The organism is Leptospira tipperaryensis (assembly GCF_001729245.1).
GTDB classification, from domain to species: Bacteria; Spirochaetota; Leptospiria; order Leptospirales; family Leptospiraceae; genus Leptospira; species Leptospira tipperaryensis.
In genome coordinates, this window is record NZ_CP015217.1 from 1,127,141 (window position 1) to 1,141,703 (window position 14,563).

The following is a 14,563-nucleotide window of genomic DNA, read 5'->3' on the forward strand; positions in this document are numbered from 1 at the left end:
TTTTTCTCAATGCCTGTATAAAGGGCAATTTGGAACATGGCTCCAATGGGAAAAAATAGAATTTTATTTTTCTTGTTATCCGATTATAGAGGCGTTCTTTTTTTAAACATCGTTTTTTGTTTGCTCTTGGGTTTAAGTTTGTATATTTCCGTAAATCATAACTTGGAAATATATTCTAAAATTAGCATATTCTTAATTGTTTTTATTCTATACGCGCAGTATTTGGGACTTTGTCTTTTTTGCAGGAGTTTATTGCTCAAAAGAGTTCGAGAGAATTCGGGTTTACAATCCGAAACAAAACTCAATTTACCGAAAGAAAAAAACGATTTTGTCGGTTCTCATATCTATAATCTACGGATGACTCCTCATTTTCTGTTCAATTCCCTGATGACATTGAGGATTCTTATGGAAAGCGATAGCGAGAACGCCATTGAATATTTGGACAGTCTTGCAAACATGCTCCGATATTCTTTTCGCTTTGTTGCTCAGGAACGCGTTTCGCTTAGGGAGGAACTGGACTTTACACTTTCTTATTTCGATCTGATCAAGAACAAAGCTAAAAATCCGTTTCGTATCATTCTTAAAAGGGAAGTGGACGTGGAAATCGGGGAAGTTTACATTCCACCGTTTTTAATTCAGACGCTTGTGGAAAATTCCGTAAAACACGCGGTTATGAAATCGAAACAGTCGATCGTAATCGAAGTAGAAATCGGAAAGATCAGGCCCGATCATATTCGGATCGTAGTACAGGATAACGGCCCCGGGGTTGCTATCGTCGAAGATTTTACAGAAGGAACTTTTTTTTACCTAAGAAAAAGACTGAACGAGATCTGTTTGGACGCTGATTTAAGGATTCAAAGCGAAGTCGGAAACGGGTTTAAGGCTGAAATTTCATTTTATAACGCTTCTTCCGAAGTAAAAAAGAAAGAAAGGATATATTAAGGGAATCTAACACGTTGTCTATGGCTTCAATGAGTTTGTATCTTTGATTCTTTTTATATATAATCTAAGAGAATCGTTAGGTGTTTTATACCTTCGTTTATCTTGATTTTTGCACGGAGCCGCGATGGTCTTTGAAAACAGTAAACAGAATCATTCGAATAAAGAAATGAAAATTTCTACCCAAGAACTTTCCGATTTTAAATCCAAAGTTGGTTCGAAATGTTTTATCGTAAAGGTGAGCGGAGAAGTGAACGTGTTCTCCTCGAAACATTTAAAAGCGGCGATAGAAGATATCTTACAATATGGAAATCAAAAAATTTGTGTGGATCTAAGCGATATTGCTTATCTGGATTCTTCCGGGATCGCAGTTTTTATCGGCGTCTCTACTCTTTCGCGGAGAAAAAATTCCGAGCTGATTCTATTTGGTGTTTCCCCTCAGATTGATCATATATTTGAGATGGTCCGCGTGAAGCCTCTTTTTAAAATCGTTGGAAGTGTCGAAGAAGCCGTTTTGGAAGCGGCTCGCGCTTAAAAAATCAAAACGTCCACTGAAACCGGACCTGTGCGTCTATTTCCCCGTTCGGATAAAAACGATCCGCACCAATGGGAAAGCGAAAGGACGGAAGAATCTGGAAACTGGAATTGTCATTTTTTGTGGAAATCGATTTCCAGGTCCATAGATCCAAAAGATTGATAATATAAAATACGGAAGTAAGAATCAGAAAAGAACGATTATGATTCTTATGCTCATAGTAGGCTTCGTAGTTAAAGTCCGAGTTTATTAAGCCTAATTCTTTCCCAAACAAAATGCTACGTTCATTAAACTCTCTTTGTTTCTGGAGTTCATTTTTTCCCCTTTCATACTCATACTGGGATGCGCCCGCAGATAGAAGAGTTGATAACAATAAGAATGTTCCGAAGGATATTCGTTTTGTTCGTATTTGATATAATCCAGGTAAAACAAAGTAGTAAAGTTTAATATTGTAATGTTTATGAACGTTTTCGGTATCTTTTTCCTGCTTATTCTTGTAGACTATTTTCGAAATTCCGGAATTCGAAATCGAGATTTCTTTCGAATTTGAAAGTAAAACGGTCGTATTGGATCGTATTGCGGAAAGGACTCCGGATTTTCTTTCTCCTTTTTTGGAGATAATTTCAACCTCGTATCCGCCGACTACACTCCTGAAATTATTTTTATCGAAAGGAAATTCGTATTCTAAGGATTCGATATCCTTAAACTCTATAATGAGCAGTTTTGATTTCCGTTTATCATAAAAAGTGAATTTTCCGTTGCTCTCCGAATGTATAAGAGTCCATTGGTGGACGTCAGGATCGGATTTTGTTTTGAGAGTGGTTCGTATCCCGTTAAATCCGATTTCGATGCTGACGATTTGATTCGAGGGTATTTCGATTGTTTCATACGCGTTTTCAAATCGTATGCTGCGTTCTTTATATTCGAGTACCCTTCCGATTAGAGTCGTATTATCTTTTAATAGAATCGTATCCGCGAACGATTCTTGAGAAAATAAAATCACACAAAGCGAAATCATTTGGATCAGGATTCGAAAAAAGGGATTCACGGGCCCGTCAGTCGATTGGATCTTCGGAAAAATCGAAACGATCTACTTTGTTTCGCGGTATTACTTTTAAGGACCGGTTACACAGCGAACATAGTGTAACCCAGTCTTTAGGTTGTCGTCGCTTCCGCCTTCTCTAAAGTCCACGATCATCGCTCGATTCCGTCCTCCTGAACCGTCCGGAGAGGGATGTGTCGTCGAAGTCCAGTAATACGAATCGCTCGCGTTCGGAGTATTTGGGAACGATGTGGTAGAAATGGATGGCGCTTCGGATGCGAAGTTTACGATCGTATACATTTCCTTAATGTTCGGAAGCCGCCATACAAAACCTCCCGTTGTGAGAGTGTTGCAATAATTCAACGCTGTACTCCAAGCGCTTGTAGTCGGCGCCCCGGCACAAGGAGCCGTCGCCGCTTGCCCCATACTACATTGAGTCCAAGTCAAACCGGTGCTTGCATCGAAGATCGTACCTGGAGTACCTCCCGAGCTGAAAGGTCCGATTGAAAAGCCGCCTCTGAAGGCCCAAAAAATAGAAATGAAAACGATTAAGAATTTTATAGAATTCATATTTCCTCACTCACTCGTAACACAATAATGATACATCGCAGAAGATTTGTCGACGTTCTGAGTTTTCCCAGCGTAGATATTCACTTTAAAAGCTTTGTTCTTATTCGCACTCGAGGCACGAATCGTGGAAGACCAATAGTTAGTGTTCCCCTCGATTGTATTCGGGAAAAAAGTAGGATGGATCAGGTAATCATCCGCAAAATACGAATAATCAAACAAGGATTGTAATTCTTTGATCGTAGGTAATCTCCAACCATCTTTACCCGCATAACCGGCTCCTGAATTTCGATTGTTATAATCGCGGCATCTTTGAACGGCTTCCGCCCATGTTGCGGTTAACGCGCCGTAGGTGTTCGAACTTCCGCTTCCCGTGCAGTCGCTTCCACTCCAAACTTGACCGTTTACACAAGAGGCCCAGCTACGGTTTGTCAATCCGTGGAAAGTAATCGGATCGTTAGGAAAGCCTGGGTTTATGTTCGGTCCGGATAAAGTGGCCGTAGGAGTCTGCCATAGGATGGAAGCATCCATTCCACTTCCAGCACAAGCAACCGGATTTCCGGATGTATCCCAGCAACCCGTTTGCCCTGTATCGGAAAGGGGATTATTAGAAAGTTCTGATAGAGTTCCGCTTGTCGCCGAATAGTTCGAGTTCAGAGAATTGCCTGCAAGATCTTTCAAACTCGAACTAGACAACGTCCAACGGAAGGAAAAGTTATCAGGCAAAGGAGATAAGTTTATATTTAAGTGTGTATTCGAAACCCAAGAGTGCGTTTGGCCGAAGCCTGGAATCGAAACAAATGTACTCGTTGCGATTCTATCTTCTATGTTTAAAACGGGAGATAAGCTGGTATCCATAGGTTCGCTGAAATATAAATCGATTGCAAATGTTACAAGTGGTGTGAATCCCGAAGAGCCGTTGACAGGAGTAAAGGAAGTAATCGTCGGCTGCGTTGTATCCGGAACTGCCGCGATGGTTGCAGTCGCCTTTGGGTTCGTAAAGGTTGCGGGTAGTAATGCGATCAATCCGCCCGTGGGTTGGATCTCGACGTCGCTGGATCCGATCGCTGCCTTTGTCGCTAGACCTTTTGTACCGGGAGAATTTGATATGCTGAGAACGCTCGCATCCGAAGAAGTCCAGTCTACGTTTTCCGTAATTTCTGAATTTTTAACTCCGTTTATATAATGATACGCTCGAAACTGAATCGTTCCTCCCACGTATTCGCCCGGAGTTGTACTCGGTTCGATAACGATACTATGTATGGTAGCAGCAGGTACGGAAGACGAAGAAGAATCCGTTGCGATCGTTGCGTTGTCTGTATCTCGAAAGAGCGAAAAAAGTAACACGCCGCCTTTTGGATCGTCCATCAGACAGAATTGAAAGGGGAAAGTGATACAAAAAAACAACACGACTCTCGCGAATCGAAAGATAGATTCTCTTTCACACATTTTGATCTTAGAATTTTCGTCCTTTGTTTTATAACCTTTATGCTCCACCAAAATCCTCCGAGAATCGGATATATTATTAAAATATAATATATCTGGGAAATCTATTTGTATCCGACGTGAAACGTTTCAGAAAAATTTGAGAATAAAAGTAATAATTGGCAGCTTTTGAAGCGAAAGAAGGATCGGTTTTGAGCGGGAATGAAACGTAAAAATTTGGGAATGAAATTCGGGTTCTTTTTTTGAAAGAGGTGATGTATTTATAAAACGGTTTGTTGAATTCAACAAGATCGACAAACCTCATTTTCTATTTTGAACGATTTTTGTTTCAAGGAATGAAACGGGTCGTATGGGGAATGAAACCGGCATTCGTTTTATTAAACGAATGGACAAAGGGTTCTATTTTATAAATCTAGAAAAGAGATCTTGTAAAGACGAAACGTTAGGGCAAATTGGGATGGGGAAACTTTATAAAACTGTGATCGTCGAAGATGATTCCGTAGTAAATGCATTTATAAAAAAAGAAGTAGAGAGCCACGGAAAATTCGAGGTGGTCGGATCTTTTGCTAACGGCTCTGAAACGTTACGTTACTTATCGGAAAATAAGGTCGATCTTTTGCTTCTTGATATAGAACTTCCGGATACGAACGGATTCGAAATTCTTAAGGAGTTGAACGAACCCCCGATTACGATATCCGTAACGGGTTATGAAGGGAATGCAATCACGTCTTACGATTTTGGAAACTTAGATTACGTTACGAAACCGATCATTCCAGAAAGATTTTATAAGGCATTGGACCGCGCTTACGAAAAACTTGCCGCCGAAAAGGAAACGTCCATCCACGACTATGGAACCAAATTTAAAGGTGTGGATCGAAACGTCTTCGTCACCTATTCCAACATCGTTTACATCTCTTCCAATGGAAAACATTCTGTTTTACATACAGTTGACGACGGAATCGAAGTAATCGGGACTTTAAAGGATATCGAACCAAAACTTTCCTTTGGAAAATTCAGAAGGGTCCATAAGCAATATATTATAAATATGGAATATTTAGCGCATATAGAATATTTTAGCGGTGGTTCGCACGTTGCTTATATGAAAGACGAGGAGAAAAGTCAGGTTCCCGTGAGTCGCATTTATCTTTCCGGAATTTAGATCGGATTCCAAACTCCGGTCTTTCCTTGTATCAAAACTCCGATTGCGATCTAACTTTTTTGTTCCGCCGGTTAAATATTTTTCAATCAAAGCTTCTCCAGTCCCTGGGTTTGTTGCAATTGCGGTAGTGACGGCATTTTTTCATAGTTTGGGAGAATCCAGAGATAAAAAATTCGGTTATATTTATTAGAAACTGATTTTCGAATTTGCTCAGGTCTTTGACCTTGACTTGAGATATCTCCAAACATGCAGACAGAACATTTTTCCACAACAAGAGCCAGATCCTCCGTCGATTACCTACTCAGAACCGTTCACCAACATCACGTGCAGTTGAGTCTTATGGCCGATCAAAAAGCAAATATATTGATCGCGGCTTCCTTCGTGATTCTTTCCTTAGCCCTCGGATTTCTTCAACGCGGAACATACGTGACTGGGATGATCATCTTGATGGCCTTTATCGCCGTTGCAGCTTCTTTGGCGATCTTCGCGGTGATGCCGTTTTCAAACCAGGATAAGGAAAAAAGGAAGAATCCTTTGTTTTTCGGAGATTTTGCAAACGACGACGAGGAAACCTTTTTTAAGAATATGGAAGCTTCTTTAGAAACTGATGCCTCCCTTTATAAAGCGATCTCCTTTGATATCTATCAAATGGGAAGGAGTATCTACTTTACAAAATATCGATTCATCCGGTGGAGTTATCGGTTCTTTTTGGCTGGATTTTTTATCGGTGGAACCTTGATCGTTTTTGAAAGTATCGGCTGGATACCTTCTCTTATTCGATAAAGAATTAAAACCGGATTTCGTTTTTAAAAACATTTAAGAATATTATAAAATTCTTTTCTATTAAAACGAGATTCCGCGTATTAAGCGCTTAATCTTTTTTCAAGTAAGAATTTTTGATATTCTTCCCAATAACGATCTCCAAATGGAAGCCATCTCTGTTCGTCGATAAGGGAGTCGAAGTCTTTAAACGATGCGAATTCGGACCAGATCTCTCTAAAAACATTGGTAAGTGATTTTCGGTAGAACGTTTTGTCCCAGTGAATTTTTTTATTCTTCTGTCTGAAAATCGGAAGGGCTTCTTCCGGAAGATACCACTGATCCTTGCTCTTTGCATTTCGATTGAGAACCAGATAACGGATTTTTTCGCCGGCTTGAACTTCGATTCCTAATTCTTTGAGATGAAGAAGGGAAAGGGAAGTCGCTCCGTGCACTTCGTATTCATCCAAGTCTTTAGAAGTGGATCTTCGAACCAAAAGTTCTTCCAGAGGAACTTGTTCGGATCTGAGTTGATAGTCATAACGATCAAAGATCTGAAGGATTTCCTTTTCAGAATCGATCAAGTCCTGAATCGTAACTTTTTCCCGCATCCATTCCAACATTTCCTTCTGTGCATTTTTGATAAAGATAGGAATGTCCTTTCTTCTCGATCCGATTCCTCTGCATTTTAATTTTCCGGAAAAAAATCTTCCCATATAACGGTTCGCGACCGGCATCTTGGGATCTTGACTCGAAGCAGGGAAGAGAAGCCATGTATAAACTCCGTCCACGTCGATTTTGACCTGGCTTTTTTTTTCGATTTCGATACAAAGAGAATCCAACTCTTCTTGGGTAAAGTGCGAAGAATCTTCTTTTCGAATAAAAATACTATCGGTGATTGCGTGAAGAAAAACATAACCTCTTTCTTCCGCGATTTCTTTCGCGATCAAAAGTTTTTCTCTCGCAAATGCGTTTACGCTTTCGTGACTTTCCAATCTTCCGAACTTTGCATTTCTATAACCAAGATAACCGAAAGAAGTAACCAACATCCATTTCAGGCTGGATTGTTTGAGTCCGCTCTCGTAGAGTTTTACGTCGTCCTTTGTTTGCTTTATGATATTTTTATAATGTGTTCTTCGTGCTAAAACGTGTTCCAACGCTTCGGAGACGATTCCTTTTCGTTTATTACAAATTTTATAACCCAATCCCGGAACGATCGGAGTCGTCGGGTCATCCTCGCAACAGGAACAGTTCACACATTCGGGAGAAATATTATGAAGAACCATAATACTCGGATACATCTGTGCAAAGTCGAGTTGTGCCACGTTCTCTGCGGTCATTCCAAACGTGATGTCCGGTTGAAACACGAGTCCTCCTTTGTCGGCTTCTAAAAGTTGAAGAGCGGTCTTGGGAGATTCGATAGCGCTCTTTTGCCAAGGAACGAGATAACCTCTTCTTAACGCAACGTCCGTTTCAATAGCGGTGAGAGCTTTTCCTGTGGAAGCTCTTGCCATTTTTTGAATCGGAAGACGAGAGAGTCTTGCCAACTCGACAATGCCTAGAAGATCGGCTTCCTTGTGAACAAAACTATTTTCGGAATCGATATGCCAACGTCCAAAAAGGGGATAAGAAGGGGCGCGGAATACGATCGTCCCGTATGTGTTAAAACTCGTTCCCTTTGTTTGGATATTTCTTCGGATGGGGCTGACGCGGTCTCTGTCAAAGGCCGGAAAAATATTAAGTTTCTGAGACTGGGAGAAAAGATAAGGAAAGATAATCTGATCTCCATAAGAAGAAAGAATGACATCGGGATCCTCTTGTTTGAGAAGAAGATCGATCTGATATAAAAGTTCTTTTGGATTGGAGCCTGAAAATTCCCAAGAGTTCTCGGACGTTTTGAAGAGAAGAGAATTTTTTTTCATTTCAATTCTATGACTCTGAGAAAGTTTCATAGAAAGAATTTTGAACTTCGGAACTTCGTAGTCTAAGTTTGTAATCTCATCGAGGACCTGTATCTCTTGGATTCTTTTCCCATCTCTTGCTTCCGTATAAGAAAGTTTTAATTTACACAAAGGAAATAGTTTTTTCTCCACGAGATAACTCGTCGGTACTTCGATATCGGAATGGAAGATGTCGAATTTCCCATAGAGGGCGTAGAGTTTTCTGGAAACCCGAGACAATACCGAAGGCCGGGAGATCGTGAGTTTTAGGACGGGAACGGTTTGATTTTCATAGAAGAGTTTTTTTTCTTCGTAAATCGGAATTTCAGCGAGCGCTTTGAGTTGGTAGAGTCTTTCGACCAGTTTTTTGAGAATCAATTCTTCCCCTCTCGCGTAGATGACGGGTTGATAAAAATCGTAAAAAAGAGCGGATTCCCCTTTATCATTCAGGATCCAAAGATGAATTCTATCTTCTATATGATAGATATCGAATAGAGTTCCTTCGATCGAATGTTGTTTATCCATCTCCTTTCAAAACCTTGGTCGCACTCAGTTCTTGTTTTAGTTTTTGTATTTCTTTTTTGAGATCGATCATCATGGTTAAAAGCATCGTATCGATCGGATAAGGTGCGGACGCCATAACTCCGGCCTGCACTTGTAGTTTTGCAGTTCGTATCAAATCATCAAAAACTTCTTGATCCGGTTTTCTCAGTCCGCGTCGAAACTCGAGAAGTCCCGATTCTACTTGTTGCATTTGTCTGGAATACGGAGTTACGGTTCTGCCCATAATTTTTTCTAAACCACCACACTTTTTTCAGAAGACTCGATCGAAGGAGTAAACTTCTTTCTTACTTTGAGATAGGAAAGTTGATTTTCGATTTTAAGTTCCCAGAGATCCGAAGAGGCCGCCGCTAATTTTGGAAAGAAGTTCTGAAAAGTGGGATGTTTGTATTTCATGGATTCGATCACAAGAATCGGAATGTCCAGAGAATGAATGTTTTCCAAAATCAGGAGCATCTTATCCAACAAAAATCTTCCCTCATCTTCTTGAACGTCCCCATCAAAGAATTGTTTGCAAGGAGCTAAGATGAAATAAATCGTATCAGGCGTTTTGTTTTTTGAGATCGTTTTCAGCGCATCTAAGATTTGATAAGGTGTAAAGGCCCTTTGCACCAGAATATTCTCGAGTAAGGACTCGGGAGGAATTCTCCTCTTTCTGGTTTCTTCCGTGATCACAAACGGATCAAAACGAATCGCACAATCCAGATTGAAAACTTTAAAACCCGAAACCGCAAACGCGTATTCCCACTGAAGCGCAAGATGATAGATTCCGGACATTCCCGTAAGCATACTCAAACCCTTTCGATTCCAGGAAAGAACCGGTTGATAGAGGTTCGTGCCGGAGGCGGGGCGTGTTGCGGTTTCCAGAAACATAAATACTATTCTAATGATAAGTATAAATTTGTAAAGCAAAATGTAGGATGAAGAAAATGATAATTCGAAAATATGTCTTATAATTTCGGAATCTCGGTTTTTGGAAAGAATCCGGACTAAAAAACAAATTTATTTTTCTTCGTCTTTTCTACTAAAACGATCCGAATTCTAATTTTTGCAGTTTGGAAGTTCTCGGATTTGGAAAGAATTTTTCAAGAAGCTGATATTTTTCAAAGCTGTTGAGCTTAGAAAATAAAAAGTAGAATATAAAGAAAATAGAATATACTCTGATTCCGTATATTCAAAGTTTTTTCCAGTTTTTTGATAAAACTTCATTTAGGATTGTCGTCTTTTAGGATAAAATTTGTTGATTCAAAAGAAATTCTCAAAAATAATCTTGTTTCTCAATTCGGAATTCTTATTCTGATTTTTGCTCTCTAAACAAAACTACAAAATGAAATTTGATCTCTCGAGAATGAAACAGATTCGATACGCTTATGTCAGTGCGGTAGCAAGTTTGCGAATCTTTGGATTTGTATTCGCGGGGGTTTTGATTCTTTTTTTTGCGATCGTTTCCCTTCGATCGGAAGAGGAAACTTCGCGACCCCTAAAAAAAATCAAACTGCAATTGAAATGGAGACATCAATTCCAATTTGCGGGATATTACGCAGCGATTGAAAAGGGATTCTATCGTGATCAAGGACTTGAAGTTGAAATTTTAGAATCCACTTTTAACGAAGAACCGATCACTCAAGTATTGAATGGAAACGCAGAATACGGAGTAGGGACCACCGATCTTCTTCTGATGAGAGAACAAAAGAAACCGGTGGTCGCTTTGGCTGCTATCTTTCAACATTCTCCTTTGTCCTTATTGGTAAGAAAAGATTCGGAGATTCGAACTCTTCACGAACTTGTCGGAAAGACCGTGATGATCGAACCTCATTCCGCGGAGCTCTTTGCTTATTTTGAAAGAGAAGGAATCAATACGAGTAAGATCTTTGTTCAACCGCATTCTTTTCATATCAACGATTTGAAAGACGGTAAGGTTTCGGCGATTTCAGTTTATCTCAGCGACGAACCCTTTGCTTTGGAAAAAAATAGAATTCCTTATTCGATCTTTTCTCCAAGGTCGGCGGGGATCGATTTTTACAGCGACATTCTTTTTACGACGGAGAAAAGGATCGAAGAATTTCCGGACGAAGTCAAAACGTTTCGAAGCGCGAGTATGAAAGGTTGGGAATACGCAAAGAAGAATCCGGAAGAGATCGTTCAGCTCATCTATCATAAATACAGCAAACGTCATTCTATCGAACACCTCCGTTTTGAAGCGGAGAAGATGAAAATTCTACAACCCGATATCGTAGAAATCGGTCACATGAATTTGTATCGCTGGAAACACATCGCGGAAATTTACGAAGAACAGGGGATGTTAAAACCGGGTTTGAATCTGGAATCTTTTGTATATGATCCGAATCCAAAACTCGATCTTGGTTGGTTGTATGGGACTCTTTTTGGAATTCTTTCGTTTGCGATTCTCGTTGTTTTGATCTCTTCCTATATTTTTTATCTCAACCGAAATCTCAAAATCAGCGAGGCCAAGTCGAGAGAGGCGAATCAGACAAAGGATAAATTTTTGGCGATCATCTCTCACGATCTCCGAGGTCCGATCGGAACCATTCATCTTCTTTTTCGAGATTTGATAAAAACGCCGAGCGATCTGAGCGAAGAAACTCTGCAAGAGGTTCGTTCTTCTTTGCACAAAACGTATCGACTTTTGCAGGATCTTCTTTTTTGGGCGGAGAATCAGAAAGGAGAAATGAAAATTCAAAGGGAGAATTTTTCGGTTCGAAAATCCATCGAAGAGACGAAAGGACTTCTTTTCAATCAGGCCTCGCAAAAAGAGATTCAACTCATTTTAAAACCTGGCATAGATTCTTTGGCGTTTGCGGATCCTTCTATGATTCAACTCGTTCTCAGAAATGTAATCGGGAACGCGATCAAGTTTACGAACTCCGGTGGTTCGATTACGATTCAAGTGGAAGAGTCCGTTGATTTTACTTTGGTTTCCGTTATCGATACCGGAGTGGGAATTTCTGAATTTCATCGGGACAAACTTTTTAGTTTAGAAGAACGAATCTCTTCTAAAGGCACAAAAAACGAGTCTGGATCGGGGCTCGGTCTGATCATCTGTAAAGAATTTATTGAGAAAAACGACGGAAAGATCGGAGTCGAGAGCGAATCCGGAAAAGGAAGTCGTGTTTGGTTTTCAATTCCGAAAGGAAAACCTTCTTCCAACGATAAAATTTAGAATCGGGAATTCTCAAGAGTTTTGTTTTGCATTTTGCGTTCGTAAACTTGTTCCGACAAACTGAATCCTTTTTTTAAAAAAGATTGAAATCGGACTTAAAGTCCGTCTTCCAGGAGAATCGGAAGAATTTTGTCTTTTTCGAAATGGCACGTTCTTCTTTTTAAACTGAGATCGTCTTTTGAATCCGTGAATCCGAAACAAAATAAAAAAGGCGCCCGAGAAGGAGCGCCTTTTGAATTCTAAGAAAAAAGTTTTTTCAATCCAGACGGAATTTATCCATCGGAAATTTTTGAGCCACTTCTTTGACTCCGTCTTTTACTTTCGTTCTGTTCTTTTCATCGTTTGGATTGTCGAGAAAATCGCAGATGAGATTTCCTACAACTTCGATGTCCGAAGGTTTGAGTCCGCGAGTCGTAAGCGCCGGAGTTCCCAAACGAATTCCGGAAGCGACCGCCGGAGGATTCTTATCAAAAGGAATCGCGTTTTTGTTTACGGTAACTCCTACTTCGTCCAGTCCATCCGCCGCTTGTGCTCCGGTAAGTCCTTTTACGGAAACGTCCAGAAGAACAAGGTGGTTGTCGGTTCCTCCGCTGACGACGCGATATCCGCGTTTGACGAATACTTCCGCGAGAGTTTTAGCATTTGCTAATACTGTTTCGATATAAGTTTTGTATTCCGGTTGAAGCGCTTCTTTGAATGCTACGGCTTTGGCAGCGATCACGTGCATCAGAGGTCCGCCTTGAATTCCCGGAAACACACGGGAGTTTAGTACTTTCTCATTTTCTAATGAAGAAAGAATGAGCCCGCCTCTCGGTCCTCTCAGGGTTTTGTGAGTCGTGGTCGTTACGTAGTCAAAAAGTCCAACGGGAGAAGGATGATATCCGGTGGAAACAAGCCCCGAGATATGTGCGATGTCCGCCATGAGTTTGGCTCCGACTTCTTTTGCGATCTCCGCGAATTTTGCGAAGTCGATGATTCTCGCATACGCAGAAGCGCCCGCAACGATCAACTTAGGTTTGTGTTCTCTCGCGAGTTTTGCAACTTCGTCGTAGTCGATCATCTCCGTTTTTGGATCCACTCCGTAAGGAATCGGTTTATAATAACGACCGCTGATATTTACGGGAGAACCGTGGGTCAAGTGACCTCCGTGAGCGAGGTTCATTCCGAGGAAAGAATCTCCCGGTTCTAAACAAGCCAAGAAGACCGCCATGTTTGCTTGTGCGCCCGAGTGCGGTTGAACGTTTGCGTATTCCGCTCCGAAGAGTTTTTTGGCTCTTTCAATAGCGAGACTTTCCACTACGTCGGCGTTGACACAACCGTTGTAGTATCTTTTTCCCGGATAACCTTCCGCGTATTTATTGGTGAGTGTGGAGGTGTAAGCTTCCAAAACCGGTCTGGAAACAAAATTCTCGGAGGCGATCATTTCCAGGTTATTTTCCTGTCTTTCGTCCTCTTTTTTTATCGCTGCATAGATTTCTGGATCTGCTTTCGGAAGAAACTGCATCGTGGCCCTTCTTTTCTAACGGATTAATGAAGTAGAATGGAACCCGATCAGTCTCTGAGGATGAAATCCATCCTCGAGTATTTGTTCTCCAAGAGCAGTTTTGCTTCTCTGAGAATCAATTTTGTAAATCGGGGATCCTTCTCTGTGTCCATTCTGGAAAGGCCTAGGGATTCGGCAAATACATGAGATAGGTCTTGGCCAAATTTTAGGGTCGAAAAATCTTCCGGAAGTGCGGTCACAAAGTCAGAGTGTTTTCGATTCTTTCTGTATTCAGGTTCTTCGGGAGGATGTTTGAGAAGTCCGGAAACCCTTTCTATGAGGGAAGGTTTTAAGATCAACGTTCCGTGATGGACGACAGCTCCTCTTTTTCTAAATTGTGCGTTTCCAGAAATCTTTTTTTCCAAACCTTGATCGAAGACCGCGAGATCCGATTTTCCTCGGAAAGAAGCGTCTAACGTTTGTTTTTTTAGAGAGGAGATGACCAAGCCTAAAAAATAATCGTAGGATTCTTTTACCTTGTAGAGTTCCGGTTTTACGTCCAAGGAGATGAAGAATGTAAAGTTGAGATTCTCTTCCGGATGATGGACTACGGTTCCTCCGCCGCTTGCTCTTCTTACGATCGAAGGTGAAGAATTCTTTTGGATGTTTTTTTTGTTTTTGAGAACCGATTCTTTTCCCGCATTTTTTTCGGATTCTAAGAATGGATTGAGTATTTCCGGCAAAACGGTTTCTTCCGGTTTTTCAGAAAGTCCCACTACGATGGAAAATGGATTTTTCCAGATTCGAAGTCCGGCTCCGTACCCGGAGGATACCAGATGGAGTCCGATCGCTTCTTCGATGGCCAGGTTATAAGTTGCGGAGCGTTCGGAGTTTTGGAAAAAGGAGAATGTGCGCATTGTGTTCTCTTTGCAGATTGTGAGGCTTCTCTTT

13 protein-coding genes are annotated in these 14,563 nt (G+C 40.9%); 5 read left to right on the top strand and 8 right to left on the bottom strand.

Annotated features, from left to right (window positions below; translation table 11 throughout):
* Nucleotides 1-45: 45 nt before the first annotated feature.
* Both A0128_RS05375 and A0128_RS05380 read left to right on the top strand, forming a co-directional pair.
* Nucleotides 46-942: a sensor histidine kinase gene (locus tag A0128_RS05375; protein WP_069606567.1), complete on the top strand. Its 897-nt coding sequence runs from the start codon at nt 46-48 to the stop codon at nt 940-942.
* 166 nt (nt 943-1,108) lie between these two features.
* Entirely contained in the window at nt 1,109-1,474 is a 366-nt protein-coding gene (locus tag A0128_RS05380) for an STAS domain-containing protein (RefSeq protein WP_162274095.1), read from the top strand.
* 4 nt (nt 1,475-1,478) lie between these two features.
* On the opposite strand, the gene A0128_RS05385 is transcribed toward A0128_RS05380, so the two are convergent.
* From A0128_RS05385 to A0128_RS05395, 3 genes are all read right to left on the bottom strand, one after another.
* Nucleotides 1,479-2,492 (bottom strand): LB_137 family protein, encoded by a 1,014-nt coding sequence (locus tag A0128_RS05385; protein ID WP_156781775.1) that lies wholly within the window; start codon nt 2,490-2,492, stop codon nt 1,479-1,481.
* Nucleotides 2,493-2,588: 96 nt separating this feature from the next.
* Nucleotides 2,589-3,086 carry an Lcl C-terminal domain-containing protein gene (locus A0128_RS05390; protein WP_069606570.1) on the bottom strand — a complete coding sequence of 166 codons (498 nt, stop codon included), beginning with the start codon at nt 3,084-3,086 and terminating at the stop codon, nt 2,589-2,591.
* Between the two features lie 6 nt (nt 3,087-3,092).
* On the bottom strand, nt 3,093-4,580 hold the full coding sequence (locus tag A0128_RS05395; protein WP_245667230.1) for an Lcl domain-containing protein: 1,488 nt from the start codon (nt 4,578-4,580) through the stop codon (nt 3,093-3,095).
* 406 nt (nt 4,581-4,986) lie between these two features.
* Here A0128_RS05395 and A0128_RS05405 point away from each other — a divergent pair, with 406 nt between their 5' ends.
* Both A0128_RS05405 and A0128_RS05410 read left to right on the top strand, forming a co-directional pair.
* Nucleotides 4,987-5,688 (top strand): LytR/AlgR family response regulator transcription factor, encoded by a 702-nt coding sequence (locus A0128_RS05405; RefSeq protein ID WP_162274096.1) that lies wholly within the window; start codon nt 4,987-4,989, stop codon nt 5,686-5,688.
* 246 nt (nt 5,689-5,934) lie between these two features.
* A complete protein-coding gene (locus A0128_RS05410) occupies nt 5,935-6,471 on the top strand; it encodes a Pycsar system effector family protein (protein WP_069606574.1) in 537 nt (178 codons plus the stop codon).
* Between the two features lie 80 nt (nt 6,472-6,551).
* Here A0128_RS05410 and A0128_RS05415 read toward each other — a convergent pair whose 3' ends face one another.
* The 3 genes from A0128_RS05415 to A0128_RS05425 are packed head-to-tail and all read right to left on the bottom strand — an operon-like array spanning nt 6,552 to nt 9,821.
* Complete coding sequence (locus A0128_RS05415; RefSeq protein ID WP_069606575.1) at nt 6,552-8,912, bottom strand: DNA polymerase domain-containing protein; 2,361 nt, start codon at nt 8,910-8,912, stop codon at nt 6,552-6,554.
* Entirely contained in the window at nt 8,905-9,174 is a 270-nt protein-coding gene (locus A0128_RS05420; protein WP_069606576.1) for a DUF8156 family protein, read from the bottom strand. The genes A0128_RS05415 and A0128_RS05420 overlap by 8 nt, the downstream gene beginning before the upstream one ends.
* 8 nt (nt 9,175-9,182) lie before the next feature.
* Entirely contained in the window at nt 9,183-9,821 is a 639-nt protein-coding gene (locus tag A0128_RS05425) for a hypothetical protein (protein WP_083244065.1), read from the bottom strand.
* A 454-nt stretch (nt 9,822-10,275) separates the two neighbouring features.
* Here A0128_RS05425 and A0128_RS05430 point away from each other — a divergent pair, with 454 nt between their 5' ends.
* Nucleotides 10,276-12,129 carry an ABC transporter substrate-binding protein gene (locus A0128_RS05430; RefSeq protein ID WP_069606577.1) on the top strand — a complete coding sequence of 618 codons (1,854 nt, stop codon included), beginning with the start codon at nt 10,276-10,278 and terminating at the stop codon, nt 12,127-12,129.
* A 256-nt stretch (nt 12,130-12,385) separates the two neighbouring features.
* Here the strand turns inward: A0128_RS05430 and glyA are convergent, their stop codons facing one another.
* Nucleotides 12,386-13,633, bottom strand: a complete 1,248-nt coding sequence (glyA, locus tag A0128_RS05435) for a serine hydroxymethyltransferase (protein ID WP_069606578.1) — start codon at nt 13,631-13,633, stop codon at nt 12,386-12,388.
* A 47-nt stretch (nt 13,634-13,680) separates the two neighbouring features.
* Nucleotides 13,681-14,529 (bottom strand): lipoate--protein ligase family protein, encoded by an 849-nt coding sequence (locus tag A0128_RS05440; RefSeq protein ID WP_069606579.1) that lies wholly within the window; start codon nt 14,527-14,529, stop codon nt 13,681-13,683.
* Between the last annotated feature and the right edge of the window lie 34 nt (nt 14,530-14,563).

Excerpts from the sequence above, each read along its gene's own strand:
- A0128_RS05375 (WP_069606567.1), top strand. The coding sequence starts at position 46 with ATGGGAAAAAATAGAATTTTATTTTTCTTGTTATCCGATTATAGAGGC.
- A0128_RS05380 (WP_162274095.1), top strand. The coding sequence starts at position 1,109 with ATGAAAATTTCTACCCAAGAACTTTCCGATTTTAAATCCAAAGTTGGT.
- A0128_RS05385 (WP_156781775.1), bottom strand. The coding sequence starts at position 2,492 with ATGATTTCGCTTTGTGTGATTTTATTTTCTCAAGAATCGTTCGCGGAT.
- A0128_RS05390 (WP_069606570.1), bottom strand. The coding sequence starts at position 3,086 with ATGAATTCTATAAAATTCTTAATCGTTTTCATTTCTATTTTTTGGGCC.
- A0128_RS05405 (WP_162274096.1), top strand. The coding sequence starts at position 4,987 with ATGGGGAAACTTTATAAAACTGTGATCGTCGAAGATGATTCCGTAGTA.
- A0128_RS05410 (WP_069606574.1), top strand. The coding sequence starts at position 5,935 with ATGCAGACAGAACATTTTTCCACAACAAGAGCCAGATCCTCCGTCGAT.
- A0128_RS05415 (WP_069606575.1), bottom strand. The coding sequence starts at position 8,912 with ATGGATAAACAACATTCGATCGAAGGAACTCTATTCGATATCTATCAT.
- A0128_RS05420 (WP_069606576.1), bottom strand. The coding sequence starts at position 9,174 with ATGGGCAGAACCGTAACTCCGTATTCCAGACAAATGCAACAAGTAGAA.
- A0128_RS05425 (WP_083244065.1), bottom strand. The coding sequence starts at position 9,821 with ATGTTTCTGGAAACCGCAACACGCCCCGCCTCCGGCACGAACCTCTAT.
- A0128_RS05430 (WP_069606577.1), top strand. The coding sequence starts at position 10,276 with ATGAAATTTGATCTCTCGAGAATGAAACAGATTCGATACGCTTATGTC.
- glyA (WP_069606578.1), bottom strand. The coding sequence starts at position 13,633 with ATGCAGTTTCTTCCGAAAGCAGATCCAGAAATCTATGCAGCGATAAAA.
- A0128_RS05440 (WP_069606579.1), bottom strand. The coding sequence starts at position 14,529 with ATGCGCACATTCTCCTTTTTCCAAAACTCCGAACGCTCCGCAACTTAT.